Here is a 24,655-nt window from a genome sequence, read left to right as displayed (position 1 = left end):
TGGGCTAGGCCGTTGGAGCCATCTCCTTCGCCTTCGCGATGTCGGCCGCCTGAGTGGACTTATCCCCGCCGCACAGCAGGATCACCACGGTCTTGCCACGCTGCACGAAGTAGAGCCGGTATCCCGCGTTGATGTGGATGCGGGCCTCCGACACCCCCTCGCCGACCGGCTTCACGTCCCCGAGAAGGCCGCCCTCGATCCGGCGGATACGCTTGGCGATGGCCGTCTGCGCCTGATGATCTTTGAGGCCCGCAAGCCACTTGGCGAATAGCTTGGTCTGGCGGACTTCGACCATGTGTATCCTGTAGTATACGCTCGGTGATTCGTCAACCGCAGTATACGCCCGTGAGCTCGAAGTCGTGCCGATCAAACGAAATAAACAAAATAAACGAAATAAATGAAACGAAAGTCGCACCTCCCGAAACCTGAGGTCCGGCTACTCGATATTGTGCCGCTCCCCTTTCGCGCCTCAGTATCTGGGTGATTTCCCGCGTCTTGCCTCCGGCGACGGAGGTTTTTCTTGGGACCTGCCGGGCACGCCATTTCTTCCTTGTCGAATGGGTGAAGCGGGGTACCGTTCGATCGCGCCGGCGGAGAGGGCGCTGATCGATGCAAAGGACTTTCGTCAATCTGATGCGCGGCGATCCCGCGCCCCGCTTCACGGCCGCTACGGAAAGCAATCCCCGCTACATCTTCGACACGGTGGCAGGGCGCTACGTCGTGCTCTGCTTCTTCGTGTCGGGCAGCACGCCGGGCGGTGCCGCGGCGCTCGGGGTGGTGGCGGCCAACCGGCGCCGGTTCGACGACGAGCGGCTGTGTTTCTTCGGCGTGACCGTCGACCCGAAGGATCGTGACAGCGGCCGCGTTCAGCAGAGCCTGCCGGGCGTGCGCCACTTCTGGGATTTCGACGGCAGCGTGTCCCGTCTCTATGGCGCCGTGCCGCGCGACGCCGGGCCGGGCGGGCAGGTCAGCGCGCGCCAGTTCTGGGTCGTGCTCGATCCGACCCTGCGCGTGCTCGCGGTCATTCCCTTCCAGCCGGGCGGGGCGGAGCAGGCCGCGCTGTTCGCCTGTCTCGACGCGCTGCCGCCGCCGCACCTGCATGCCGGCCAGCCCGTGCAGGCGCCGGTGCTGGTCCTGCCCAACGTCTTCGAGCCCGACTTCTGCCGCAGCCTGATCGACCGGCACGAGGCGGATGGCGGTCGCGACACCGGCTTCATGAGCGAGGTCGCCGGCAAGACCGTCGAGCTGAAGGATCCCGCGCGCAAGCGTCGGCGCGACTTCATCGTCGAGGACGAGGAGACGATCCTCGCGGTGCAGCGGCGCATCCGGCGACGCATCGTGCCGGAAATCGCCCGCCTGTTCTTCTTCGAGGCCACGCGCATCGAGCGCTATCTCGTCGGCTGCTACACGGCGGAGGAGGGCGGCCACTTCGCGCCCCATCGCGACAACACGACCAAGGGTACGGCGCACCGGCGCTTCGCGGTGTCGATCAACCTCAACGAGGATTTCGACGGTGGCGAGGTGAGCTTCCCCGAATACGGGCCGCGCGGTTTCAAGCCGCCGGTGGGCGGCGCCGTCGTGTTCTCCTGCTCGCTGATGCACGCGGTCTCGGCCGTGTCGCGCGGCCGGCGCTATGCCTTCCTGCCGTTCCTCTATGACGAGGCGGCGGCGAAGATCCGGGCGGCCAACAATCGGTTCCTCGATCCCTCGGTCGGCGCGTACAAAGGGGCCTGACTTCAGACCCGTTGGGAACCGTGCCGAAATTCCTGCGCTCCGTCGGCCTTCTGGGCCTCCTCGCCGTTGCCGGCGTCGCAGCCTGGCTGTTCGGGCATGGCGAGTTGCACGTCACCGGGCCCCGAACCGACTATTTCCTCTACCTCTCGGCGCTGTTCGCGCTCGTCCTCGTCCTCGCGCGCTGGCCACGCCTGTCGGCTACGCTGCTGGTGCTGGCCTGTGTCGAGTTCGCCTGGGGGCTCGGATCCTGGGCGCTGGCGCCGCCGGGCTCGCCCTCGCTGCTGCCGCCGGCCCGTGCCGAGCCGGCGCGCTTCCAGTGGCATCCGCTCTTGCAGGCGGTGCCGGCGCCCGGCCTCGCCTTCACCAGCGCGACGGGCCTCGCCATCCGGCATTCGTCCCAGGGCACGCGCGGCCGCGATCCCGATCCGGCGCGGCTGGCCGCGGGCGGCGTCGTGGCCACCTTCGGCGGCTCGGCGACCTACGATATCGGCAATCGCGAGGGCGACACCTGGCCCGAGCGGCTGGACGCGGCGCTGCGCGGCGACGGGCTGGTCGTCGTCAATCATGGCGTGCCGGGTTACACGACGGCCGAGCATGTGATGCAGACGGCCTTCTATCCCGACAGGTTCGGCAAGGCGCCGCGCTGCGCGGTCTACTTCGTGGGCTGGAACGATCTGCGCAACTCGCACATTCCCAAGCTCGATGCCGGCTATGCCGACTTCCACATGCCGAGCCAGGTCGATTCGCTGAAGGTGCGGAGGGTCGGAGGCTCCAACGTCACGATCTCGCCGTTGCTCACCGTGCTGACGCGTCTCGTCTCCGCCGAAGTCGACACGGTGCGCTACGCCAAGGATCCCTACGCGCTGCCGCCGGTCGCCGGTCCCGATCGGGCGGCCGCCACGATCTTCGAGCGCAACGTCCGCTCGATTTCCGCGCTCAACCGGGCGCGCGGCACGCCGACGATCTGGGTCGGGCAGGTCGTCAACTCCGACCGACTGACGGGCGAGGGCCTGTATGGCTGGCTGCCGAGGGTGCGCGACCGCGATCTGCCGCGGTTGCTGCGGGAGTCGAACGCCCTGCTGGAACGGACGGCCCAGGCGCTGGGCGACACCTATGTGGCGCTGCCGGACGATGCGTTCGGCCCGGCCGACTTCGTGGACCAGGGGCATTTCTCGGCCGCCGGCGCCCGCCGCTTCGCGGCGCTGCTGGCGCCCGCCGTGCGCGAGGCTTGCCGCTAGGCCTGCGGGATTCTACTCCTCTCTCATGGCTTCCCCGTCCCGCGTCATCCTCATCACCGGTGCCTCCTCGGGCATCGGCGCCGCAGCCGCCCGCGCCCTGGCGGCGCCCGATACGGCGATCGCCCTGCATGCGCGGCGCAACCGGGCCGGGCTGGAACGGGTCGCGGGCTTCGTCGCCGGTGCGGGCGCGCAGACGCTCCTCCTCGAAGGCGATCTCGGCGAGTCGGGCACCGCGGCGCGCCTCGTCGAGGAGACCGTGACGGCCTTCGGCCATCTCGACGTCATCGTCAGCAATGCCGGCTTCGCGAACCGCACGCCCGTGGGCGAGCTCGACCGCGCGGCCTGGGACGCCAGCCAGAATGCGATGACGGCGGCCTTCTTCGAACTGGCGACGGCCGCCAAGCCGTGGCTCGTCAAGGCCGGGGCGGCGGGCCGGCTGGTCGGCGTCTCCTCCTTCGTGGCGCATGCTTTTGCGCGCGGCCTCATCACCTTTCCGGCGTCGGCGGCGGCCAAGGCGGGCATGGAGGCCTTCTCCAAGGCCTTTGCCGTCGACATCGCGGGCTCCGGCGCCACGGTGAACTGCGTGGCACCGGGCTTCATCGAAAAGGACCCGGATGCCCATGTCGCCGTGCCGCGCGCCGGGATGGAGAAGGTGGCCCAGTCGATTCCGATGGGCCGCTACGGCAAGCCGGCGGAAGTGGCCGCCCTGATCGCCTTCCTGTGCTCGCCGGCGGCGAGCTACATCACCGGCCAGACGGTGCACGTGAACGGCGGCGTCACGTTGTAGAATCGGCTTTCACTGGAGCGCGCCACTCCAGTGGCGCTCGGACTCCGCTGGTGGCCAGGGTATGAGCGCAAGTGGAGTTGCGCGCTCCGTTGAGCCCCTCAGCCGATCGAGCGCACCAGCCGGATGATGTCGATGCCCTTGGTATCGATGCCGAACCAGTCGAGGTAGAGCGGCACCTGGTGGTCGAGCATGTGCCGGCCATAGTGGATGCGCCGCCCGTGGGTGCGGGCGCGCGTCAGCAGCGGCGTTTCGGCCGGGCTCATGATCACGTCGGCAACGACGACGTCCGCATCGAGCGTCATCGGGTCGAAGGCTTGCGGGTCGTCGGGGCGCAGGCCGAGTGCGGTTGCGTTGATGGCGATGTGGATGCCCTTCGGCGGCATATCGACTTCCGCGACGGGCACGTCGGGATAGTGGCTCAGCAGCCGGTCGATCGCCTTGCCGGCGCGCGCTTCCTGGAGTTCGGTCACCAGCAGGCGGCCGACGCCGGCCTCGCACAGCGCGGCCGCGATGGCGCCGCCGGCACCGCCCAGGCCGACCAGCCAGACGCTGGCCCCCTTCACCCGATGGCCCTGCGCCTCCAGGCCGCGCACGAAGCCCAGCCCGTCGACATTATCGCCCACCACCACGCCGTCGGGGTCCCGGCGCACGACGTTGACGCTGCCGGCCGCCTGCGCGCGGGGCGTGGCGCGGCCCACCAGGTCGAGCATGGCGGTCTTGTGCGGGATGGTGACGGTGAAGCCGCCGAGGTTGCGCATCTTGGCCAGTGCCTCGAGCATCAGCGGCAGCAGATCGGGACCGCCCTCGAAGGGCAGCCAGACGGCGTTGACGCCGGTGGCCGCGAAGACCTGGGACATCAGCCCGGTCATGCGCAGCTGCCGGATCGGATCGCCGATCGTGCCGTAGAGACGCGTGGCGCCATTGACCTGGAACAGGCCGTCGAAGAGGTGCGGGTCCGTCGGGTTCATGAGCCCCCAAAGAAAAACGGCGGAGCCTGCGCTCCGCCGTCGATCTTGGCCGTGCAGGATGCCCGGCGCTAGAGATTCTTCAGCACGTATTCGGCCGAGGAAACCTCGAAGGCACCCGGCTTCTCGACGAACAGGTGCTTGATGACGCCGTCTTCGACGACCATGGCGTAGCGCTGGCTGCGCGTGCCGAGGCCGAACTTCGAGCCGTCCATGGTGAGGCCCATCGCCTGGGTGAACTCGCCGTTGCCGTCGCCCAGCATCATCACCTTGTCTTCGGCCTTCTGGTCCTTGCCCCAGGCGCCCATCACGAAGGCGTCGTTGACCGAGATGCAGGCGATCGTGTCGATGCCCTTGGCCTTCAGCTTGTCGAACTCCGTGACGAAGCCCGGCACGTGCTTGGCCGAGCAGGTCGGGGTGAACGCGCCCGGCAGGGCGAAGGCCACGACCTTCTTGCCCGGTGCGAAAAGCTCTTCGGTGGTCACGGCCTTGGGACCTTCCGGACCCATGGTGCGCAGCGTGGCGCTGGGGACCTTGTCGCCGACTTTCGCCATTATTAGCTCCTTAATATACGCCGCCCAACGGCGGCCTTTGCGAACCGGCGGACCCTAGGCCGGGGTTGGGTTTTTGTCCATGGAAGGCCCCTCATGGGGACCATGGGGGTTCCGGTCGCTTGAAGTTTAGCCGGACAATCCCCATGGATATGGGAGAACATTGCGCATGCCCGGGTCCAGCTCTCCTGCCGCTACACTGGTCGGCCGCTTCCTGGTCGCCGCGCCGTCCATGCCGGACGAGCGCTTCCAGAAGAGCGTCGTCTTCATCTGCAAGCACGATGACGATGGTGCGCTCGGCATCATCGTGAACAACAAGGTCGACGACCTGCCGCTCGGCCAGGTCTACAAGCAGCTCGGCATCGAGGTGCCCCGTAAGGTCGCCGACTGGCCCGTCCTGTTCGGCGGCCCGGTGGAGACCTCGCGCGGCCTGGTGCTGCACTCGGCCGACTACAAGCGCGACGAAACCCTGCTGATCGACGGCGGCCTGGCCCTCACGGCGTCGCTGGAGATCCTGAAGGACATGGCGGGCGGCACCGGGCCGAAGAATGCCTGGCTGGCCCTCGGCCATTCCGGCTGGGCGCCCGGCCAGCTCGACCGCGAGATGCAGGACAATGCCTGGCTGGTGGTCGACGGCGATCCCGAGTTGGTGTTCGACGCCGATCTCGCGGCCAAGTGGCAGCGTGCGCTCGACCGGCTGGGCCGCGGCGGTCCCGGCGCCAAATTCGACCTCGCCTCCTTCTCCCCCCAGTCCGGACGCGCCTGAGCCTCCGAGGGCGGCGCTTCTATGCATTGCGATGCATCAGATGTGCGTGCCCGCGCCCGGATTGCGCTTACCTTCCCCAAGGGAACGGGCTTATAGCCCGAAGACGCTGGCTGCCAGCCTCCCTTCGCGGCCGGCGTGCGTACCCGGGACGTCCGCGTTCCTTCCCCAAACCCCTTATAGGGAGTGCGGGCGTCCCGTCCTCGCGCCGAGCGCCTGCTCGGCGGCGCCTTACTCGGCGGCGATCGACTGGCTGGCGGGGCTCCTGTAGGCCGCGAGGAGCGACGCTTCGCGTTCTTTCGCGGCCTTCACGTTCTTCTCCTTGACGTGGCCGAAGCCGCGCATGGTTTCCGGCACCGATGCGATCTGGACCGCGAGGGCGTGGTTGTCCTGCCCCAGCGTGGCCAGCAGCGTCTCGACCGTGGCCTCGTACTCGCCGATCAGGCGGCGCTCCATGCGCCGCTCCTCGCTGTAGCCGAAGATGTCGAACCGGCCGCCGCGCAGCCGCTTCAGCGACGCGAGCACCCGGAACGCCGGCATCATCCAGCCGCCGAACTCGCTCTTCTTCAGTTCGCCCGTCACCGGATCGCGATCGGCGAACAGCGGCGGCGCGAGATGGAAGGTGATGCGGTAGTCACCCTCGAACTGCTGGCGCAGCTTCTTGTGGAACTCGCCGTCACTGTAGAGGCGGGCGACTTCGTATTCGTCCTTGTAGGCCATCAGCTTGTAGAGCGACTTGGCGACCGCTTCGGCGAGGCCGCGGCGACCCGGCGCCTTGTCCTTCTCGGCCCTGGCGACCTTGTCGACCAGCTTGCGGTAACGGTCGGCATAGGCCGCGTCCTGATAGGCGGTGAGCAGCTCGACGCGCCGGGAGACGATCTCGGGCAGGGTGCGCGCGACCGGCTTCTCGACGCGGAGCGCGGGCTTCGCGGCGGCCTGGACGGCGGCGAGGTTGTGCGCCGCGAGCCGGCCCCAGTCGAAGGTGCGCTTGCTGCTCTCGACGGCGACGCCGTTCAGCTCGATGGCGCGCATCAGCGCCTCGAACGAGAGCGGCACCAGGCCCTTCTGCCAGGCATGGCCCAGCATGAAGAGATTGGTCGCGATCGAATCGCCCAGGATCGCTGTCGCGAGGCCGGTGCCGTCGATGAACGACGTGGCCTCGTCGCCGGCGGCGTCGCGGATCGCCTTCATCATCGACTCGGCGCCGAGGTCCATGTCGCCGTTCATGACGAAGGCCGCGACCGGCTGGACATGGCCGTTGATCACGGCTCGGGTCACGCCCTGCTCGATGCGCGACAGCGCGGCCGGCGAGGCGGCCACGACCATGTCGCAGCCCAGCACCAGGTTGGCGCCGCCGGCGGCGATGCGCACGGCGTGGAGATCCTCGGGCTTCGGTGCCAGCCGCACATGGCTCATCACCGCGCCGTTCTTCTGGGCGAGGCCGGTGAAGTCGAGCACCGTGCAGCCCTTGCCTTCGAGATGGGCCGCCATGCCGATCAGAGCGCCGACGGTGATGACGCCGGTGCCGCCGATGCCGGTCACCAGGATGCCGTAGGCCTCGCTCAGCGGCCGCAGGGTCGGCATGGGCAGCGAAGCGAAGGGATCCTCCGCCACGACCTCGAGCTTGCGGCGGCGCGCCTTGGCGGGAACGCCGCCATGCACCGACACGAAGCTGGGGCAGAAGCCGTTCACGCAGGAGAAGTCCTTGTTGCAATTGCTCTGGTCGATCTGCCGCTTGCGGCCGAGCTCGGTCTCGAGCGGCTTCACCGACACGCAGTTGCTCTTCTCGGAGCAATCGCCGCAGCCCTCGCAGACCGCGTCGTTGATGAAGACGCGCTTGTCGGGATCGGGGAAGGTGCCGCGCTTGCGGCGGCGGCGCTTCTCGGCGGCGCAGGTCTGGTCGTAGACCAGCACGGTGAGGCCCGGAATCTCGCGCAGCTCGCGCTGCACGGCGTCGAGCTCGTCGCGATGGCGGATCGTGACGCCGTGCGCGAAGCCGGCGTTCATCGGGTACTTGTCCGGCTCGTCGGTAACGACGACCACCTTCTTCGCGCCCTCGGCCTCGACCTGCCGCGTGATCTCGGGGACCGTGAGCGGCCCGTCATGCGGCTGCCCGCCGGTCATCGCGACCGCGTCGTTGAACAGGATCTTGTAGGTGATGTTGACGCCGGCGGCGGCCGACTGGCGGATCGCCATCAGGCCGGAGTGGTAATAGGTGCCGTCGCCCAGGTTCTGGAAGATGTGCTTGTCGGAGTGGAACGGTGCCTGGCCGACCCAGCCCACGCCCTCGCCGCCCATGTGGGAGATCAGCGAGGTGCGGCGCTCGGGCATCCAGATCGCCATGCCGTGGCAGCCGATGCCGGCCATGGCGCGGCTGCCTTCGGGCACCTTGGTCGAGGTGTTGTGCGGGCAGCCGGAGCAGAAGAACGGCGTGCGCGCGACCTTGGGCGGCGGCGCCGACAGCAGCTTCTCCTTGCCTTCGAGGCGGGCCAGGCGCTGACGCAGCTCGGGCGATTCGCCCTCGTGCTTCATCAGGCGGCCTGCGATCACCATGGCGACGCCGGTCGGCGTCAGCTCACCCTCGCTCGGCAGGATGATGCGGCCGCTCTCGTCGGCCTTGCCGATCACCGTCGGACGACGGTCGGCCGGCAGGTGATAGAGGATGCGCAGCAGCTGGTCCTCGAGGTTCGAGCGCTTCTCCTCGACGACGATGACTTCCTGCAGCCCTTCGGCGAAGCGGCGCGCGCCTTCGGCCTCGAGCGGCCAGGTCACGCCCACCTTGTAGAGGCGGATGCCGAGCGCTCGCGCCCGCGCGTCGTCGATGCCGAGATCCTCCAGCGCCTGGCGCGTGTCGAGATAGGCCTTGCCGGTCGTCATGATGCCGATGCGCGCGCGCGTGCCCGACTGGGTCGGCTCGATCACGGTGCGGTCGAAGCCGTTGGCGCGCACGAAGGCGGCGACCGCCGCCATCTTCGGTCCGTGCAGGCGCTTCTCGGCCTCCAGCGGCGGATCGGGATTGCGGATGCCCAGCCCGCCCGGCGGCAGCTGGAAGTCGGTCGGCATCACGATCTGGATGCGCTCGGGATCGACCCACACCGAGGCGCCGCTCTCGACCGTCTCGGAGATCGCCTTGAAGCCGACCCAGCAGCCCGAGTAGCGCGACAGGGCAAAGCCCAGGATGCCGTAGTCCAGATATTCCTGGACGGTCGCCGGATTGACGACCGGGATCATCGCCGCGGCAAAGACCTGCTCGCTCTGGTGCGGCAGGGTCGAGGATTGGCAGCCATGGTCGTCGCCGGCCAGCGCGATCACGCCGCCATGCGGCGAGGTGCCGGCGGCATTGCCGTGCTTCAGCACGTCCATCGAGCGGTCGACGCCGGGCCCCTTGCCGTACCAGATCGAGAAGACGCCATCGACGGTCGCGCCGGGGAACAGGTTGGTCTGCTGGCTGCCCCACACCGACGTCGCCGCGAGGTCCTCGTTGAGGCCGGGCTGGAAGTGGATGTTGTTCTCTTTCAGGTAGCGCTTCGCGCCCCACAGCGCGTTGTCGTACATGCCGAGCGGCGAGCCGCGATAGCCGGAGATGAAGCCGCCGGTGTTGAGGCCGGCCGCGAGATCGCGCTGGCGCTGCATCATGGGCAGGCGCACCAGCGCCTGGATGCCGGTCATGTAGACGCGGCCCTTGCCGAGCCGGTAGCGGTCCTCGAGGGCGTAGTCGCCGAATACGAGCGGAACTGGGGTGACGGTGCTCATCGCGGGAGCCCTCCGATGCGGCGGCGTGAACGGGCGTTTATTCGCCGCAGCATAGCGGGACCCGCCGTCGGCGGAAAAGCCTATCGAGGCCTTTCGCCGATTCGAATTTCGCCGTTTTCCCGGTTCGTCGCCTAGTTCGTTGCCGGACGCTTGCCGGCCTTGTAGTCGGCGATGGCGGCCTTGAGCTGGCGATACTCGGCGCAACCGAAGGTGCAGAGCGAGTCGAGGCGGGCGAGCTGTTGCTCGGCCTCGGGCAGGCGGCCCAGCATCAGATAGGCCTCGCCGAGATATTCGTAGGCGCCGATGTGGCGCGAGTCGATGGAGAGCGCCTGCTGGTAGTATTGCAGCGAGCCGTTCGGATCGCCCGACTTGCGCGTGGCGAAGCCCATCAGGTTGTAGGCGTCGGCGTTCTTCGGATCCTTGGCCACGACCTGCTGCAAGAGCGGCAGGGCGCCCTTGTAGTCCCTGGCCTCGATCATCGCCTTGGCGCGCGTGTAGTTGGCGTCGACCGGCTTGGCCGGCTCCGCGGTCCCGCCGGCCGCCTGCACCGGCAGGGCCGGGCCAAGGGTCGCCACGGCCAGGGCGGCGGCGAGAAAAAGGGCGCGCATGCGATTGCCTCCTGAAGGTTCGGTCATCTTGGACGGGCCGCCCGGCCGGACAACGAAAATCTCATGACATTGCCGTGAGATCGGCGGCTCGCGCGATGGCGCGGACGGAGAGCCGGCCCTGCCGGCCGCGGATCTCGACCTCGTGCCGGGGCGCCTCGCCGAGATCGACGCCGGCTCGGTCGAGCAGCTCCTGCGACACCACGAGTTCGACGGCGAATTCCTTGGTCATCGATTCGAGCCGGCTTGCGGTGTTCACGGTGTCGCCGATCGCGGTGATCTGGGCGGCGCGGGCGTAGCCCATCTCGCCGACGATCGCCGGGCCGGCATGGAGACCGATGCCGATGCGCAGCGGTGCGTCGAGATCGCCGGACATCGCTTCGTTGAGGTCGGCGAGGGCCAGCGCCATGCGCCGCGCCGCGTCCAAGGCCTGGCGGCAGGCGACCTCGGGTTCCTGGTTGAGGCCGAAGATCGCCATCACGCCATCGCCGATGAACTTGTCGAGACGCCCGCCCGCGGCTTCGACCGCCTGTCCGGTGGCGCGGAAGTAGCGATTGAGCAGGAACACCACGTCGTAGGGAAGCTTGCCTTCCGAGATCGTGGTGAAGCCGCGGATATCGGCGAACAGCACGGCGATATAGCGCTCGCCGCCATGGGCCTGGGGCTGCCGTCGGTAGGCCTCGACCGGGCCGGCGGCGGCGGGCAGCAGCAGCGCCACCCGGTAGTGCCCGGGCGGCGGGCGCAGCTGGCAGGCGAGGCGGACGTTGGCCGGGGCGCCGATGCGCGCCAGAACCTTCGCCTCCTCGGGCGATGCCGGCGGCAGCCGGTGGCGGTCGTCGCCGCCGATGCGGACGCGACAGGTCGAGCAGCGGCCGCGGCCGCCGCAGACCGAGGCATGGGGAATGCCCGCGACGCGGCTCATCTCGAGGATCGAGAGGCCGGCCGGCTGGGTCACGCTGCGGCGGTCGCCGTAGTCGAGCCGCACAACGCCCGCCCGCCGTTCCCAGAGATCGCGCAAGGGGCGGGCGGCGATCGCGACCGCGAGGAGGGCGAGCGCCGTGTATTCGAGCCCGGCCGCGATCGAATAAAGGTGGGCGATCTGACCGGGTGATGGAATATGCGCGCGCTCGAACAGGCCTTCGAGGAAGCCGGGGCGTTGCGCCAGTTCGGCCACGTCCCGCAGCGCGACCGCGGCGCCCGCGAGGCTGGCGGCGGGAATCAGAAGCGCCAGGGCGTAGAGGAGCGGCAGCCAGTCGCGATACCAGGGCTTGAAGCGCAGCGCGAAGTGCAGCCCGATGCAGCCATGCATCCAGACGACGAGCGGCAGGGAGAACTGGCGCAGGATGCCCGTCCAGCTGCCCGCGACGAGCGTACCCAGCACCCAGGGATAGCCCGACTCGACGCCATAGAGCGTCTCCGCGAGGCGCGTGCCCGCGACATGGATCACGCCCAGCGGGATGATGGCCGCGCCCAGGACCCATTGCGTCCATTCCCAGCGCGACAGTTTCAGCGCGCGCCGCCGGTACAGCGACCACAAGGCGAGCAGGAAGTGAGCCAGCAGCGACCCGTAAAGCAGGATCTGGCCGGCGGGATTGCTCCAGACGAACGTGAACCAGTGGCGTCCTTCTTCGAGGACGCGCAGCGAGATCAGGCCGAGCGCGTGATTGAGGAGATGGGTGACGACGTAGAGGGAGAGGACGTAGCCCGACCAGAGGCGAAGCCGTCCGGTCATGACGTCATTTCAGCAGAGGCAGGACCGCCTCGGGCGGCCGGCCGATCGCGGCGCGAGCGCCCGTCACGACGATCGGACGTTGCAGCAGGACCGGGTGTGCGGCGATCGCGTCCACGATCTGGGCCTTGGTGAGGTCCGCCTTCTTGAGCTTCAACGCCTTGAACTCCGCCTCGCCGTCGCGAATCAGCTCGCGCGGATCGCCGCCGACCAGCGCCACGAGCTTCTCGACCTCGGCCTTGCTGGGCGGCGCCTTGAGATACTCGCGAATGGCCGGCTCGACGCCGTTGCTCTTCAGCAGCTCGAGGGTCTGTCGTGACTTGCTGCAGCGCGGATTGTGCCAGATCGTGACGGTCATGGGTTCCTCGTTGGCCGAACCATGGCGAGCGGTTCAGGTTTCGTCCAGAGACTCAGGGTCGTTCGCTTCGATGACCTTGCGGGCGAGCTCGTAGGCGAAGCCGGCGCGGGCCATCGACGCGAGGTCGCGCGGCTTGTTGGCCTCGCGGTCCTTCATGCGGTAGGGGCCGAGCCGGCGGCGCCGGGCAAAGGCCAGGGCGGCCTGCAGCTCGCGTTCGGCCGGGGCGGTCCCGAGCTCGTCGTCGAGCGCTTCCATGGCCTTGTCCACGTCCTCGCGGCCGACCCCCGCGACCTGCAGCCGCTGACGGGTCAGTCGCCCGGACAGGCCGCGGCGGTGCAGGGAGCGCGCCTTGGTCTGGGCGAAGGCCCGGTCGTCGAGCAGGCCGGCCGACACGAATTTCTGGACCACGGCCTCGATCGCCTCGTCGACATTGTCCATCACCGGCGCGTCGAGAAGCCGGGCCTTGGAGACCCGCCGCCGCAGGACGCGACGCAGTCCCTCGGCCGAACTGGCGTACCGCTCGAGATAGAACACGGCGGCGTTCTGAAGATACTTCGCCGTGATCGGGGAGGCGGTGCGCTTCACGGGTTCAGGCCCGCAGGGGAATTCCCACCATCGCCTGCAGCTCGTCGATCGCCACGTCCGGATCGACGACCTTGATGGTGCGCATGCCCAGTGCCCGGGCCGGCTTCAGATTGATGCCGAGGTCGTCGAGGTAGATGCAGCGGTCGGGCGCCACGCCCAGAAGTTCGCACGCATGCTGGTAGATGCGCGGATCGGGCTTGCGCAGGCCGACTTTGCTCGATTCGACGACATGCTCGAAAAGAGACAGGACTTCCGCCACCGCGCGGGCCTTCTCCGGGCTGCGCGCCATGCCGGGTCCTTCGCCCGCCTTCATGTTGTTGGTGATGCAGGCCACCCGGAACGTGGTCTTGCAGCGCCGCAGCGCCTCGACCATCTGCGGCCGAATGTCGCCGCTCAGTGCCTGCAGAATCTTCCAGCCGTCGACACGGTGGCCGTGAAGGCGGGCCTCCTCCTCGAACAGATCGACGAAGCCCTGCAGCGAAACCTCGCTTCGTTCCATTTTGGCCCAGGCATTGGCATCGGGATTGCGCGCATTCAGGCTGCGCAGGAAATCTTTGGGAAGGCCGGCCTCCGCCTCGTACCGGTTGAAGGCATCGAAGGGGCTGGAAAGGATCACGCCGCCGAAGTCCCAGAGGACGGCGAGCGGGGTTTTTGCATGGCTCGTATTCATGGTGGTGCGACCGTCTTTACCTTGTTGCTGCCTCAGTCGGCCCTTATCTCACGCCCTCCATAGGCGACCGGTCGGACGTTGACCATCCAAGCCTGAACTCCGGATTAGGAATTTGCACATGAGCGAAGCAGCGGTAATGCCGCGCGGCAACGCAGTGGCGGTAGTGGCAGCAGGAACAGACTCGAAGGGGACGGTCCGTCCCGATGGTCGCAATCGTCGCGCCGCCGAGACCCGTCGCAAGATCATCGAAGCCGCCAAGGTCATGATCGCCGAGACCAGTACGGCGCCGACCGTGGTGGCAGTTGCCCGCCGGGCCGACGTGTCGGTCCGCTCGGTTTTCCAGCATTTCGGTGACGTCGAGTCACTTTTCGTCACTGTCATGGACGCGATCGGCCAGGACATCGTCGTCCCGCAGCAGCAGGCGACGGATTCCCGTCCGCTGGCGGAGCGTGTCGCCTCGGTGGTCCAGGGCTTCGCGGAAGTTTTCGACAAGATCGTGCCGCTGCGCGTTGCCGCCGGCCAGTTCGTCGACCATCCGGCCCTGCTCGAGCGCGGTGAGGCCTTCAAGCTCGAGTTGCGTAAGGCTACTTTCGAGGCATTCGCCCCGGAATTCGCCAATCTGGACGAGCAGGCCCGCGAGGAACTGGCGGATGCGATCGGTGCGGCCATTTCCCTGGACGCCTGGATCGTGCTGCGCCGCCGGGACAAGCTGAGCTTCGATCGGGCTGCGGCCGTTTGGCGGATGACGCTGACCGCACTCCTGGGCCATCGCTTCGCCTCGGTTGCGGCGGAATAGCCACCCCCTGCTGGTCGCCAATTGACTTGGCGTTTGGGATCAGAGAGTTAAGGGCCCCATTCAATTGACGAACGCTCGGTAAATGGCGACCAGCCAGCTTCATGAGGACTTCTCGCGCGAAGAGCACGTAAAAGCGGGCTCGGATCGCAGTTTCGGATTCGTCTTCGCAGGCTTCTTCGGAATCCTGACGGTGATCAACCTGTGGCACCACGGCTTCGAGGACGGCGCCGCCTGGAAATGGATGCTGCCGCTCGCGGCGGCCTTCCTGCTCGTGGCGCTCGTCTATCCCAAGCTCCTCGGCCCGCTCAACCGGCTGTGGCTGAAGTTCGGATTGCTTCTCTACAAGGTCATGAACCCGCTGGTCCTGGGCCTGCTGTTTTTCGTCACGATCATGCCGATCGGCCTGGTGATGCGGGCGTTCGGCAAGGATTTCCTGCGGCTGAAGCTCGACCGTAACGCCAAGAGCTACTGGATCGACCGCAGCCCGCCGGGGCCGCCGCCGCAATCGATGAAAAACCAGTTCTGATTCCGAAAGGACCGATCCATGGGCTCCATTATCGTCGAACTCTGGGCCTTCATGCGCGAGCGCAAGAAGTTCTGGCTGCTGCCGATCATGATCATGATGGTGATCTTCGGCGGCCTGATCGTGCTCACCAAGGGCTCGGCCATCGCGCCGTTCATCTACACGCTCTTCTAAAAAGGTAGGGACCTTCCATGCGGGTGCTCGGCATCTCGGCCTTCTATCACGACAGCGCGGCCGCGCTGATCGAGGACGGCCATCTGGTGAGCGCTGCGCAGGAAGAGCGCTTCACCCGCAAGAAGCACGATGCGGGCTTCCCGCAGAATGCGGTCCAGTTCTGCCTGGACCGCGCCGGCATCAAGCTTCAGGACGTCGACTATGTCGCCTTCTACGACAAGCCGTTCCTGAAGTTCGAGCGCCTGCTCGAGACCTACCTCGCCTACGCGCCGCGCGGCTTCAATTCCTTCCGCATGGCCATGCCGCTGTGGCTGAAGGAAAAGCTCTTCCAGAAGACGCTCCTGCGCGACGAGATGAAGAAGTGGGAGCCCGACTTCGACTGGCAGAAGCGTCTGCTGTTCGGCGAGCATCACCAGAGCCACGCCGCATCGGCCTTCTTCCCGTCCCCCTACGAAGAGGCCGCCGTGCTCTGCATGGACGGCGTCGGCGAATGGGCGACGACGTCGCTCGCCATGGGAAGCGGCAACAAGCTCGAGATGCTGCGCGAGATCCACTTCCCGCACTCGATCGGCCTGCTCTATTCGGCCTTCACCTACTACACCGGCTTCAAGGTCAACTCGGGCGAGTACAAGGTCATGGGCCTCGCGCCCTATGGCGAGCCCAAGTTCAAGAACCTGATCCTCGACAAGATCGTCGACCTCAAGGAAGACGGTACCTTCCGTCTGGACCAGACCTACTTCGACTATTGCACCGGCCTGCGCATGACGAACGACAAGTTCGGCGCGCTGTTCGGCGGCGCGCGTCGCAACCCCGAAGAGACGCTGACGCAGCACCATATGGATCTCGCCGCGTCGATCCAGGCCGTCACCGAGGAGATCGTGATCCGCCTCGGCCGGTCGGTGAAGAAGGAAACCGGCGTCAAGAACATCTGCCTCGCGGGCGGTGTCGCACTGAACTGCGTCGCCAACGGCAAGCTGCTGCGCGAGAATATCTTCGATGGCATCTGGGTGCAGCCGGCGGCCGGCGATGCCGGCGGCGCGGTCGGCGCGGCCTATGCTGCCTATCACGGCTTCCTCGGCCAGCCGCGCAAACTGAACGGCCACATGGACGGCATGGCCGGCTCCTATCTCGGCCCGGACTTCACGGATGACGAGATCGCCGAGCGCCTCACCGCCGTCGGCGCCAAATTCTCGCGCCTGACGCGGGACGAGATGATCGACCAGACCGCGCAGGCGCTGGCCGACGACAAGGCGGTCGGCTGGATGCAGGGCCGCATGGAGTTCGGTCCGCGCTCGCTGGGGGCCCGCTCGATCCTGGGCGACGCCCGTTCGCCTTCGATGCAGAAGACGCTGAACCTCAAGGTCAAGTACCGCGAGTCGTTCCGCCCGTTTGCGCCGGCGGTGCTGCGCGAGGACGTCGACAAGTACTTCGAGTTCCACACCGACAGCCCCTACATGCTGATGGTCGCGCCGGTCGTCGAGTCACGCCGCCGCAAGATGACCGAAGAGGAAGACAAGCTGTTCGGCATCGAGAAGCTGAACGTGCCCCGCTCCGACATTCCCGCCGTCACGCATGTCGACTATTCGGGCCGCATCCAGACGGTGCACGAAGAGACGAACAAGCCGTTCTACGACCTGATCTCGTCGTTCAAGGCGAAGACCGGCAGCTCGGTGATCGTGAACACCTCGTTCAATGTGCGCGGCGAGCCGATCGTCTGCACACCCGAGGATGCGTGGCGCTGCTTCATGGGCAGCGAGATCGAAGTGCTGGTGGTCGGGAACTGCTTCCTGCGCAAGGAAGACCAGGATCCGGCGCTCAAGCTCGACTACAAGAACGCTTTCGAGCTCGACTAGTCCGATGGGCGCTCCCGCGATGCGCGCCCCCTTCATGCGAGCCGTCGTCTGCGATCGCCTGGGCGATCCCTCCGTTCTCCATATCGAGGAACGTCCGCTTCCCGAAGTGGGGCCGGGCGAGATCGTCGTCCGGGTCGGCGCGGCTTCGGTCAATTTTCCCGACGTGCTGATGGTGGCTGGTGGCTACCAGCACAAGCCTGAACTGCCCTTCGTGCCCGGCATGGAGGGCGCGGGGACGATCCACGCGGTCGGCGCGGACGTCACGAACTGGAAGCCGGGCGATCGCGTGATCTTCGGTGTACGCCCGGGCGCCTTCGCCGAATACGTGAAGCTGAAAGCCGGCGGCAATCTGATGCGTCTGCCGGAGGGCTGGTCGTTCGCCGAGGGCTCCGGCTTCCGCGTCGCCGCGCAGACGGCCTATCACTCGCTCGTCCATCGCGCGGCCCTGAAGAAGGGTGAGGTTCTGCTGGTCCATGGCGCCTCCGGCGGTGTCGGCCTGGCGGCAGTTCAACTGGGCAAGCATCTCGGTGCGCGCGTCATCGCGACCGGCAGTGACGATGGCCGCCTCGCCGTCGTGCGGCAGAACGGAGCCGACGAGGTCGTGAACTACCGCACCGGCGACTTCGTCGCCGCGGTGAAGGAGATGACGAACGGCAAGGGCTGCGACGTGATCTACGATCCGGTCGGCGGCGAGGTGCTCGAAAAGTCGGTCCGGGCCGCCGCCTATGGCGCGCGGCTGCTGGTGGTGGGCTTCACCTCGGGCGGGCCGAGCAAGCTCATGTCGAACCACATCCTGATCAAGGGCCTGTCGGTCCTGGGTGTGCGCGCCGGCGAGACGATCCTGCGTCTGTCGCCGGAACTGGGCCGCGACTATGTCGAGGAACTGCCGCGGCTCGCGGCGCTGGGCGTCATGCGCCCGCACGTCTCGCATCGCTTCCCGATGGAACAGGCCGCCGACGCCTTCCGCGTCCTGATGGACCGCAAGGTCGTCGGCAAGGTCGCGATCGAGATGACGTCCGCCCAACAAAGTCCCTAGACGACGGGCTTTGATTCAGCGCGCGTAGAAGATCGTCACCTTGCGGTCGATCTCGGAAGCATTGTCGCTGCCGAAGCTCATGTTCCCGAAGGCTTCGGGGTCGGCCACGATGGTGATGTTCTTCGCCGGATAGCCGTCGCGGATCATCTCGGCGGCGACCGCCTGGGCGCGTGCCCGCGCGAGCTTCTCGTTGTAGGCCTTGTCACCCAGCTTGTCGGTGTGGCCGATCAGGCAGATGGCGGAGACCTGGCGATCCTTCGCGGTCTTCACGGCCTGGGCGATCATCGGCCTCTCGGCCGGGGGCACCACCGAACTGTTGAGGGCGAACAGGATGCGGACCGGCTGAGGCTGGCTGCTGCCGCCGCCGCGCGGGCAGGTGCCGACGGTCTGCGCGAAAGAAGGCGCCGCGGCGAACAGCAGGCCGGCGGCGATGAGGACACCGAACTTCTTCATTTGAGTTCTTCCTTGAGAGCCATTTCGACGAAGGGGAGGCGATCGTTGCCGAAGAACATCATCTTGTCCACGAAGCAGGTGGGCGCGCCGAACACGCCGCGTGCGACCGCTTCCTCGGTGGTCGCCTTGAGCCGATCCTTCACGTCCTGATCCTGGATACGGGCGCCGAATTTCCCCGCGTCGAGGCCGGCCGAGTTCAGCACGGCCGCCACTTCCTTCATGTCGTTCAGGTTGCGGCCGTCGACCCACATCGCCTTGAAGACGGCCGGATGATAGCGCTCGAACAGGCCGTCGATCTGCGCCGCCGCGGCGCCGCGCATCAGCGCCAGCGTGTTCACCGGAAAGAACGGATTGCGCTGGAACGGTACGCCGTAATGGCGAGCCCACATCGGCATGTCGAAGGCGCTCCACGCCGACTTCTGCGGCAGCTCGGCCGGCGAATGATTGCCGGTCGCCTTGAACACGCCGCCCAGCAGCATCGGCTTGCGGACCAGGGTGGCGCCGGCGCGCTGTGCGATCGCCTCGACCTGTGTGTCGGCCAGGTAGCTGTAGGGGCTGCCATAGTCGAAGTAGAATTCCAGCGTGCGGGCCATGTCTTCCTCCTTGCTTGTCGCAAGCCTGCGCCGCTTCTAGCCTTGCGACAAGAAAGTTTGGGGAGGGACTCCATGAGCCGCGTTGCAGACAAGGTCGTGCTGGTGACGGGCGCCGGATCGGGCATCGGACGCGCATCCGCGAAGCTGCTCGCGGCGGAGGGCGCGACGGTGATCGTGACCGACGTCAACCGCGCCGGTGGACTGGAGACGGTTCAGCAGATCGCTGGCGTGAACTCAGGGGGCAACGCCCGGTTCGAGGAGCAGGACACGTCGCAGGAAGCCGACTGGAAGCGCATCATCGACGACATTCTCGCGCGCGAAGGCCGCTTGAACGGGCTGGTCAACAATGCCGGCATCGCCGGACCGTTTCCCTCTGCCTTCGAGGGCGAGACCCTCGATCAGTGGCGCCGTATCCTGTCGATCAATGTCGAGGGCGTCTTCCTCGGCTGCAAGTACGGCGTGCCGGCGCTGCGATCCTCGGGCGGCGGCTCGATCGTGAACATGTCGTCGCTGGCGGCGTTGCTCGGCACGCCCGACCTCTCGGCCTATGGCGCCAGCAAGGGCGCCGTCCGGCAGTTCACCAAGACCGTGGCGATGGATTGCGCGCGCAAGGGCTACAAGGTGCGCTGCAACTCGGTCCATCCCGGCATCATCATGACGCCGATGGGCGAGCACATCCTGCCGAGCGAGAAGGCGCGCGAGCGCACGCGGCAGCGCGTGCCGATCGGCCATTTCGGCACGCCGGAGGACATTGCCTACGGTGTGCTCTACCTGATTTCCGATGAGTCCCGCTTCATGACCGGCGCCGAACTGGTGATCGACGGCGGTATGAACGCTCTATGAGATTCCTCCCCATTCAGATGGGGAGGTGTCGCATCTTACGCGACGGAGAGGTCATGACCCCATCCGCCCGCGTAAGACGCGGGCACTTCCCCTTTGCGGAGTCCGCAAAGGGGAAGAGACTTGCCGGCTTATTTGATGTTCACCTGGTGGGTGAACTTGTCGCCGTCGCTGATCGTGATCTGCTGGAAGCCGAGGAGCTTCAGCAGGTCGAAGAAGTTGGCGTCTTCGGCGATCGTGCGCTCCTGGAAGAACGGCGACAGGCGCGACATGGTGGTCATGTTCGCGAGGATCGCGCGCGCGCGGTAGATCGTGCTCATCTCGCCCGGCTGCAGGCCGACGATGATCATCTTGTCGGCCTTCTCGCCCTTCACGAAGACCGAGTAGGGAACGCGATAGGCCGACTGGATCGTGCCCTGCGAGACGACGGTGGCGAACTGCACGCGCTGGGCGCGCTCGGCGCCGGCGATCGTCTGCATCGGCGAGGTGTAGTTCTCGATCGCCGTGGGCTTCGGATAGTAGTAGCCGACATAGCGATCCTCGTCGGCCTTCGGGGTCGCGGCGGCGGCGGCCGGCTTGGGCTGTTGTTGCTGCGCGAGCGCCGGCAGGGCGCCGAACGCGACGAGGACGGCCAGGCTGGCTGCGAACCGATTGATCATGAATGTTTCCCCAAAGTCTGATGCTGCAGTGGCGACGGGCTAAAACAACGTATAGCCGCCATCGATAACGAAGTCGCGCCCCGTCGTATAGCCGGTCGCGCCGCTCGCCAGGTAGACGGCGATCGGGCCGAAGTCCGCGCCGGTGCCCCAGCGGCGGGTCGGAATGCGCGGCAGGACGTTGTCCGCGAACTTCGGATTGGCGACGGCATTGGCCGTCATCTCGGTTTCGATCCAGCCCGGCAGAATCGAGTTCACCGTGATCTTGTAGCGCGCCAGTTCGACGGCCAGCGCGCGGACCATCGCCGTGACGCCGCCCTTGCTGGCGCCGTAGTGGCTGGAGCGCGCCGCGCCTTCGATCGCCGCCGTGCTGGCCATAGCGACCAGCGAGCCGCCCTTGCCGCGCTCGACCATATGCTTGGCGGCTGCACGGAATGTGAAGAAAACGCCGTCGAGGTTGATCTGCAGCACGCGGCGCCATTCGGCATAGTCCATCTCGAGGATCGACCCCTTGCCGCGACCCGAGACGCCGGCATTGGCGACGCAGTTGTCGACGTGGCCCATGACCTTCACCGCTTCGGCGAAAGCGTCCTGGACCTGCTTCTCGTCGCCGACATCGACGATCTGGGCGTGGACCTTGCCGCCATGCTTCTTGAGCTGCTCGACGGCCGCGTCATTCTTCTCCTTGCGCGTGCCCCAGATGCAGACGCCGGCGCCCGCTTGGGCCATCGCGTCGGCCATGCCGAGGCCGATGCCGCCATTGCCGCCGGTTACCAGCGCCACCTTGCCCGTCAGATCGAAGCCCTTGTAGGCCATGCGTCCCTCCCAAACGAAAACCGGGCGGGATCAAACCCCGCCCGGTCCATAGCGTCAATCTGACGGGAGGTCAGTTCAGCCGGTCCGTTTCGACCAGCACAATCTCGGCATCCTCGAGTGCCACGATCTCGATCTCGTCCTGGTCGACGACGGCCACGCCGTCGCGGGCATTCGCCGTCACGACCTTGCCGTCGCTGCCGCGGACCTCGATCTTGCCCTTGGCGGGCACGAGATAGGTCGGCTTGCCATTCAGCGTCTGGCGGATCGACTGGCCCGCCTTCACCGTGCCGGCCATCAGCGAGCCGTCGGCATAGAGCGGGATCGCCCCGTCGTCGCCGCGACCCGAGGCCAGCGGCACCAGCCTGCCGTCGCGCGCGTCGGCGGGGAACTGCACCGTCTCCCAACGCGCGGGCACGCCCTGCTTGTTGGGGATGATCCAGATCTGGAACAGCTCGGTCTCGGCCTGCTCCATGTTGTACTCGGCGTGCTGGATGCCGTTACCCGCGCTCATCACCTGGATCTGACCCGCCTCGGTCCGTCCTTCGTTGCCGAGATGGTCCTTGTGCGTGATCGCGCCCTTGATGACGTAGGTCACGATTTCCATGTCGCGGTGAGGGTGCGGCGGGAAGCCCGACTGCGGCGCGATGCGGTCATTGTTCCAGACGCGCAGCGCTCCCCAGTGGACGCGGTCCTGGTTGCGGTAGTCGGCGAAGCTGAAATGGAAGTTCGCCTTGAGCCAGCCGTGGTCCGACTTGCCCAATTTATCGAAGGGTCTGAGCTCGATCATGGTGTTCTCCTTGCTGCTCCCCAAAATGGCGCAACAAGGAGGGGGATCAAGTTTCTGGTTGGTAAGTGGGCTGAGCGCAGCTCAGCCCCCGAAGCGGCAGGACATTGCCATGGGCAATGTCCGAGAGCGCCGAAGGAAGAACGACCAGCGATTCTCAGCGCGGGTGCCGGATGGGCTCGGCACCGTCCCAGTCCTGGGCGCGCTTGCGAACGTACTCGAAGAAGCGGCCCTTGTTGCCGCTGATGTCGGAGATCTCGACGACGGTGCCGGCATGGGGATCGGCCGGCGCGCCGGTGTCGAAGTAGGCGAAACGCCCACTCTCACCGCCGATCTGGCCTTCGTGGCCGAGCTTGTAGCCCAGCCCCAGCGCTCGGTCGTACAGCGCCTGGTAGTCGGTCGACCAGAAGGCCACGTGCTGCAGGCCCTCGCGACCCGAGTCTAGGAACTCCTTGTACATCGACGGCGCGTCGTTGCGTTGCTGGATCAACTCGATCTGCAGGTCGCCGGAATTGGCCAGCGCGATACTCAGCTCGACGGCGGAGTCCTGGCCGCGATGGCGGAACCAGTCGGTCTGCACGCGGTCGATGTAGAACCACGGCCCGACCTGCAGCACCTCGATCCAGTGCTTCATCGCCGCCTCGATGTCGCGCACGACATAGCCGTTCTGGCGGACCGGTCCGAACAGGCGGCTCATTCGGCGGCCACTCGTTCGTGTCCGGCCGTCTTGCCGAACACAAATCCTCTATAGCCGTCAGCCATGATCTCCTTGCAGGTCGTGCGGTAGCCCTCGCCGATATACGGCATGAACACGCGCGGCTTGCCGGGAATGTTAACGCCCAGGTACCAGGAGTTGGCCTTGGGAAAGAGGGTGCGGTCCGCGACCTCGGCGACATGTGCACCCCAGGCGGTCTGCGCCTCGCCGTCGGGCTCGATCGTGGTGAGGTTGTGCTGGCGCATGTGCGTCAGGCACTCGGCGATCCACTCGACGTGATACTCGCAATTGGTGATCACGTTCCCGATGACCGAGGGGCTGCCCGGGCCGGTGATGGTGAACAGGTTGGGGAAGCCCGCCACCGTCAGGCCGAGATAGGTCCTGGGCCCTTCCGACCACGCCTCCTTGAGCGTGGCGCCTTTGCGGCCACGGATATCGACCGCGAGCAGCGCCCCGGTCACCGCGTCGAAGCCGGTGGCGAAGACCAGCGCATCGAGCTCGAAGTGTCGCGCCGCCGTGTCGACGGCATGGGCGGTGATCTTCTCGATCGGCTCCTCGCGCAGGTTCACCAGCTCGACGTTCGAGCGGTTGTAGGTGTCGAAATAGTCGGTATCGACGCACAGGCGCTTCACGCCGAACGGGTAACCCGAGGGCGACAGGGCCGCGGCGGTCTTCGGATCCTTCACCGTCTCGCGGATCTTCTGGCGCACGAAGTCGGCGCAGACCTCGTTGACGTCGGGATGGACCAGGATGTTCGGGAAGGCCTTCAGGAAGCCGCCGCTGCCGCCTTCCTGCCAGAGCTGTTCGTAGCGTGCCCACTGCACGTCGCGCGGCGGCACGTCCGCCGTGAAGGCCGTCGGCGGCACGCGGCCGAAGTCGGATTGCTCGAGGCTGGCGAGATAGGTTTCCAGCCCCTCGTCGAAGCTCTTGTGGTCCGCATCGGTCAGCGGGCGATTGCGTGCGGGTACCGAGAAGTTGGGCGTGCGCTGGAACACGACGAGCTGTTCGGCGTCCCGCGCGATCATTGGGATGACCTGCACCCCGGAGGATCCGGTGCCGATGATGCCGACCCTCTTGCCCGCGAAGTCGACCGGTTCCTGCGGCCAGCGCGCGGTGTGGTAGATCGCGCCCTGGAAGTCGGCGACTCCGGGAATGTCCGGCGTGTTGGGCACGGACAGGCCGCCGGTCGCCATGACGACGAACCGGGCACGCAGCCGGTCGCCTCGATCGGTCTCGACGATCCAGCGCTCGGTCTTCTCGTCGAAGGTCGCGCCCGCGACCCTCGTTTCGAACTGGATCAGCCTGCGCAGGTCGAGCCGGTCGGCGGCGAAGCGGGCGTAGCTCAGGATCTCCTCCTGGCCGGCATACCGATTGGTCCAGCGCCACTCGCGGCGCAGCTCCGGCGACCAGCTGTAGGAATAGAACAGGCTGGGCACGTCGCAACGGGCGCCGGGATAGCGGTTCCAATACCAGGTGCCGCCGACATCTGGCGCCGCCTCGAGGCCGCGCACGGAAAATCCGCAGTCGCGCAATTTGTGCAGGGCATAGAGGCCGCCGAAACCGGCGCCCACCACGACGACATCGCACTCGATGCCGGTCTCACTCGTACTCGCCTGCTCCGCGATGGAAGCCCCCATGGTCGCCATACTCCGCAAAGTGGAAACGTTTCCAATTTAAC

General features: G+C 67.0%; 26 protein-coding genes. 10 read left to right on the top strand and 16 right to left on the bottom strand.

The genetic code is table 11. From position 1 onward, the window contains the following. Positions 1-4: 4 nt before the first annotated feature. The gene (locus tag ACO07I_RS14230) at positions 5-295 is read right to left on the bottom strand and encodes a type II toxin-antitoxin system RelE/ParE family toxin (protein ID WP_422008675.1); all 291 of its coding nucleotides are present in this window, start codon (positions 293-295) and stop codon (positions 5-7) included. Between the two features lie 314 nt (positions 296-609). On the opposite strand from ACO07I_RS14230, the gene ACO07I_RS14225 reads away from it, so the two are divergent. The 3 genes from ACO07I_RS14225 to ACO07I_RS14215 are packed head-to-tail and all read left to right on the top strand — an operon-like array spanning position 610 to position 3,759. Then, positions 610-1,734: a 2OG-Fe(II) oxygenase gene (locus ACO07I_RS14225; RefSeq protein ID WP_422008674.1), complete on the top strand. Its 1,125-nt coding sequence runs from the start codon at positions 610-612 to the stop codon at positions 1,732-1,734. A gap of 20 nt (positions 1,735-1,754) precedes the next feature. Beyond that, entirely contained in the window at positions 1,755-2,972 is a 1,218-nt protein-coding gene (locus tag ACO07I_RS14220; protein WP_422008672.1) for an SGNH/GDSL hydrolase family protein, read from the top strand. A 25-nt stretch (positions 2,973-2,997) separates the two neighbouring features. Then, positions 2,998-3,759 (top strand): SDR family NAD(P)-dependent oxidoreductase, encoded by a 762-nt coding sequence (locus ACO07I_RS14215; RefSeq protein ID WP_422008671.1) that lies wholly within the window; start codon positions 2,998-3,000, stop codon positions 3,757-3,759. Positions 3,760-3,857: 98 nt separating this feature from the next. Here the strand turns inward: ACO07I_RS14215 and ACO07I_RS14210 are convergent, their stop codons facing one another. Together ACO07I_RS14210 and ACO07I_RS14205 are read right to left on the bottom strand one after the other, a co-directional pair. Then, complete coding sequence (locus tag ACO07I_RS14210) at positions 3,858-4,727, bottom strand: shikimate dehydrogenase family protein (RefSeq protein ID WP_422008669.1); 870 nt, start codon at positions 4,725-4,727, stop codon at positions 3,858-3,860. Between the two features lie 68 nt (positions 4,728-4,795). Continuing rightward, the gene (locus tag ACO07I_RS14205; RefSeq protein ID WP_324505020.1) at positions 4,796-5,278 is read right to left on the bottom strand and encodes a peroxiredoxin; all 483 of its coding nucleotides are present in this window, start codon (positions 5,276-5,278) and stop codon (positions 4,796-4,798) included. 166 nt (positions 5,279-5,444) lie between these two features. On the opposite strand from ACO07I_RS14205, the gene ACO07I_RS14200 reads away from it, so the two are divergent. Then, positions 5,445-6,041 (top strand): YqgE/AlgH family protein, encoded by a 597-nt coding sequence (locus tag ACO07I_RS14200; RefSeq protein ID WP_422008667.1) that lies wholly within the window; start codon positions 5,445-5,447, stop codon positions 6,039-6,041. Positions 6,042-6,269: 228 nt separating this feature from the next. Here the strand turns inward: ACO07I_RS14200 and ACO07I_RS14195 are convergent, their stop codons facing one another. The 6 genes from ACO07I_RS14195 to ACO07I_RS14170 form a co-directional block, all read right to left on the bottom strand. Beyond that, positions 6,270-9,791 (bottom strand): indolepyruvate ferredoxin oxidoreductase family protein, encoded by a 3,522-nt coding sequence (locus tag ACO07I_RS14195; RefSeq protein WP_422008665.1) that lies wholly within the window; start codon positions 9,789-9,791, stop codon positions 6,270-6,272. 131 nt (positions 9,792-9,922) lie between these two features. Next, entirely contained in the window at positions 9,923-10,399 is a 477-nt protein-coding gene (locus ACO07I_RS14190) for a tetratricopeptide repeat protein (RefSeq protein WP_422008664.1), read from the bottom strand. A 61-nt stretch (positions 10,400-10,460) separates the two neighbouring features. Beyond that, positions 10,461-12,128, bottom strand: coding sequence for an adenylate/guanylate cyclase domain-containing protein (locus tag ACO07I_RS14185; protein WP_422008662.1), 1,668 nt, complete (start codon positions 12,126-12,128; stop codon positions 10,461-10,463). Positions 12,129-12,132: 4 nt separating this feature from the next. Continuing rightward, entirely contained in the window at positions 12,133-12,483 is a 351-nt protein-coding gene (arsC, locus tag ACO07I_RS14180) for an arsenate reductase (glutaredoxin) (RefSeq protein ID WP_422008661.1), read from the bottom strand. A 33-nt stretch (positions 12,484-12,516) separates the two neighbouring features. Beyond that, a complete protein-coding gene (locus tag ACO07I_RS14175) occupies positions 12,517-13,068 on the bottom strand; it encodes a regulatory protein RecX (protein WP_422008659.1) in 552 nt (183 codons plus the stop codon). A gap of 4 nt (positions 13,069-13,072) precedes the next feature. Then, the gene (locus ACO07I_RS14170) at positions 13,073-13,738 is read right to left on the bottom strand and encodes an HAD-IA family hydrolase (protein WP_422008657.1); all 666 of its coding nucleotides are present in this window, start codon (positions 13,736-13,738) and stop codon (positions 13,073-13,075) included. A 118-nt stretch (positions 13,739-13,856) separates the two neighbouring features. Between ACO07I_RS14170 and ACO07I_RS14165 the strand changes: the two genes are divergently transcribed. The 5 genes from ACO07I_RS14165 (at position 13,857) to ACO07I_RS14145 (ending at position 18,120) form a co-directional block, all read left to right on the top strand. Continuing rightward, a complete protein-coding gene (locus ACO07I_RS14165) occupies positions 13,857-14,534 on the top strand; it encodes a TetR/AcrR family transcriptional regulator (RefSeq protein ID WP_422008655.1) in 678 nt (225 codons plus the stop codon). Positions 14,535-14,616: 82 nt separating this feature from the next. Further along, positions 14,617-15,060: an SxtJ family membrane protein gene (locus ACO07I_RS14160; RefSeq protein WP_422008654.1), complete on the top strand. Its 444-nt coding sequence runs from the start codon at positions 14,617-14,619 to the stop codon at positions 15,058-15,060. An 18-nt stretch (positions 15,061-15,078) separates the two neighbouring features. Next, on the top strand, positions 15,079-15,231 hold the full coding sequence (locus ACO07I_RS14155) for a DUF5989 family protein (protein WP_296379768.1): 153 nt from the start codon (positions 15,079-15,081) through the stop codon (positions 15,229-15,231). A 17-nt stretch (positions 15,232-15,248) separates the two neighbouring features. Continuing rightward, positions 15,249-17,084, top strand: a complete 1,836-nt coding sequence (locus ACO07I_RS14150) for a carbamoyltransferase (RefSeq protein WP_422008652.1) — start codon at positions 15,249-15,251, stop codon at positions 17,082-17,084. A 19-nt stretch (positions 17,085-17,103) separates the two neighbouring features. Further along, on the top strand, positions 17,104-18,120 hold the full coding sequence (locus ACO07I_RS14145) for an NADPH:quinone oxidoreductase family protein (RefSeq protein ID WP_422008650.1): 1,017 nt from the start codon (positions 17,104-17,106) through the stop codon (positions 18,118-18,120). 15 nt (positions 18,121-18,135) lie between these two features. Here the strand turns inward: ACO07I_RS14145 and ACO07I_RS14140 are convergent, their stop codons facing one another. Continuing rightward, positions 18,136-18,573 (bottom strand): OmpA family protein, encoded by a 438-nt coding sequence (locus tag ACO07I_RS14140; RefSeq protein WP_422008648.1) that lies wholly within the window; start codon positions 18,571-18,573, stop codon positions 18,136-18,138. Then, complete coding sequence (locus tag ACO07I_RS14135) at positions 18,570-19,166, bottom strand: 2-hydroxychromene-2-carboxylate isomerase (RefSeq protein ID WP_422008646.1); 597 nt, start codon at positions 19,164-19,166, stop codon at positions 18,570-18,572. Before ACO07I_RS14135 ends, ACO07I_RS14140 begins: the two co-directional genes overlap by 4 nt. Before the next feature lie 72 nt (positions 19,167-19,238). Here ACO07I_RS14135 and ACO07I_RS14130 point away from each other — a divergent pair, with 72 nt between their 5' ends. Further along, positions 19,239-20,009 (top strand): glucose 1-dehydrogenase, encoded by a 771-nt coding sequence (locus tag ACO07I_RS14130; RefSeq protein ID WP_422008645.1) that lies wholly within the window; start codon positions 19,239-19,241, stop codon positions 20,007-20,009. A gap of 128 nt (positions 20,010-20,137) precedes the next feature. Here ACO07I_RS14130 and ACO07I_RS14125 read toward each other — a convergent pair whose 3' ends face one another. The 5 genes from ACO07I_RS14125 to ACO07I_RS14105 all read right to left on the bottom strand — a co-directional run bounded on the left by ACO07I_RS14125 (position 20,138) and on the right by ACO07I_RS14105 (position 24,614). Further along, positions 20,138-20,665, bottom strand: a complete 528-nt coding sequence (locus ACO07I_RS14125) for a hypothetical protein (RefSeq protein ID WP_422008643.1) — start codon at positions 20,663-20,665, stop codon at positions 20,138-20,140. Between the two features lie 39 nt (positions 20,666-20,704). Continuing rightward, complete coding sequence (locus ACO07I_RS14120) at positions 20,705-21,478, bottom strand: SDR family NAD(P)-dependent oxidoreductase (RefSeq protein WP_422008641.1); 774 nt, start codon at positions 21,476-21,478, stop codon at positions 20,705-20,707. 70 nt (positions 21,479-21,548) lie between these two features. Beyond that, positions 21,549-22,265, bottom strand: a complete 717-nt coding sequence (locus ACO07I_RS14115; RefSeq protein WP_422008639.1) for a pirin family protein — start codon at positions 22,263-22,265, stop codon at positions 21,549-21,551. 154 nt (positions 22,266-22,419) lie between these two features. After that, positions 22,420-22,959 carry a VOC family protein gene (locus tag ACO07I_RS14110; protein WP_422008638.1) on the bottom strand — a complete coding sequence of 180 codons (540 nt, stop codon included), beginning with the start codon at positions 22,957-22,959 and terminating at the stop codon, positions 22,420-22,422. Further along, positions 22,956-24,614, bottom strand: a complete 1,659-nt coding sequence (locus ACO07I_RS14105; protein ID WP_422008636.1) for a flavin-containing monooxygenase — start codon at positions 24,612-24,614, stop codon at positions 22,956-22,958. The genes ACO07I_RS14110 and ACO07I_RS14105 overlap by 4 nt, the downstream gene beginning before the upstream one ends. Between the last annotated feature and the right edge of the window lie 41 nt (positions 24,615-24,655).

The organism is Reyranella sp. (genome assembly GCF_965227665.1).
Lineage (GTDB): Bacteria > Pseudomonadota > Alphaproteobacteria > Reyranellales > Reyranellaceae > Reyranella.
The sequence above is the reverse complement of the archived record's forward strand: the minus strand, read 5'-3'. Positions and strand labels throughout refer to the sequence as shown.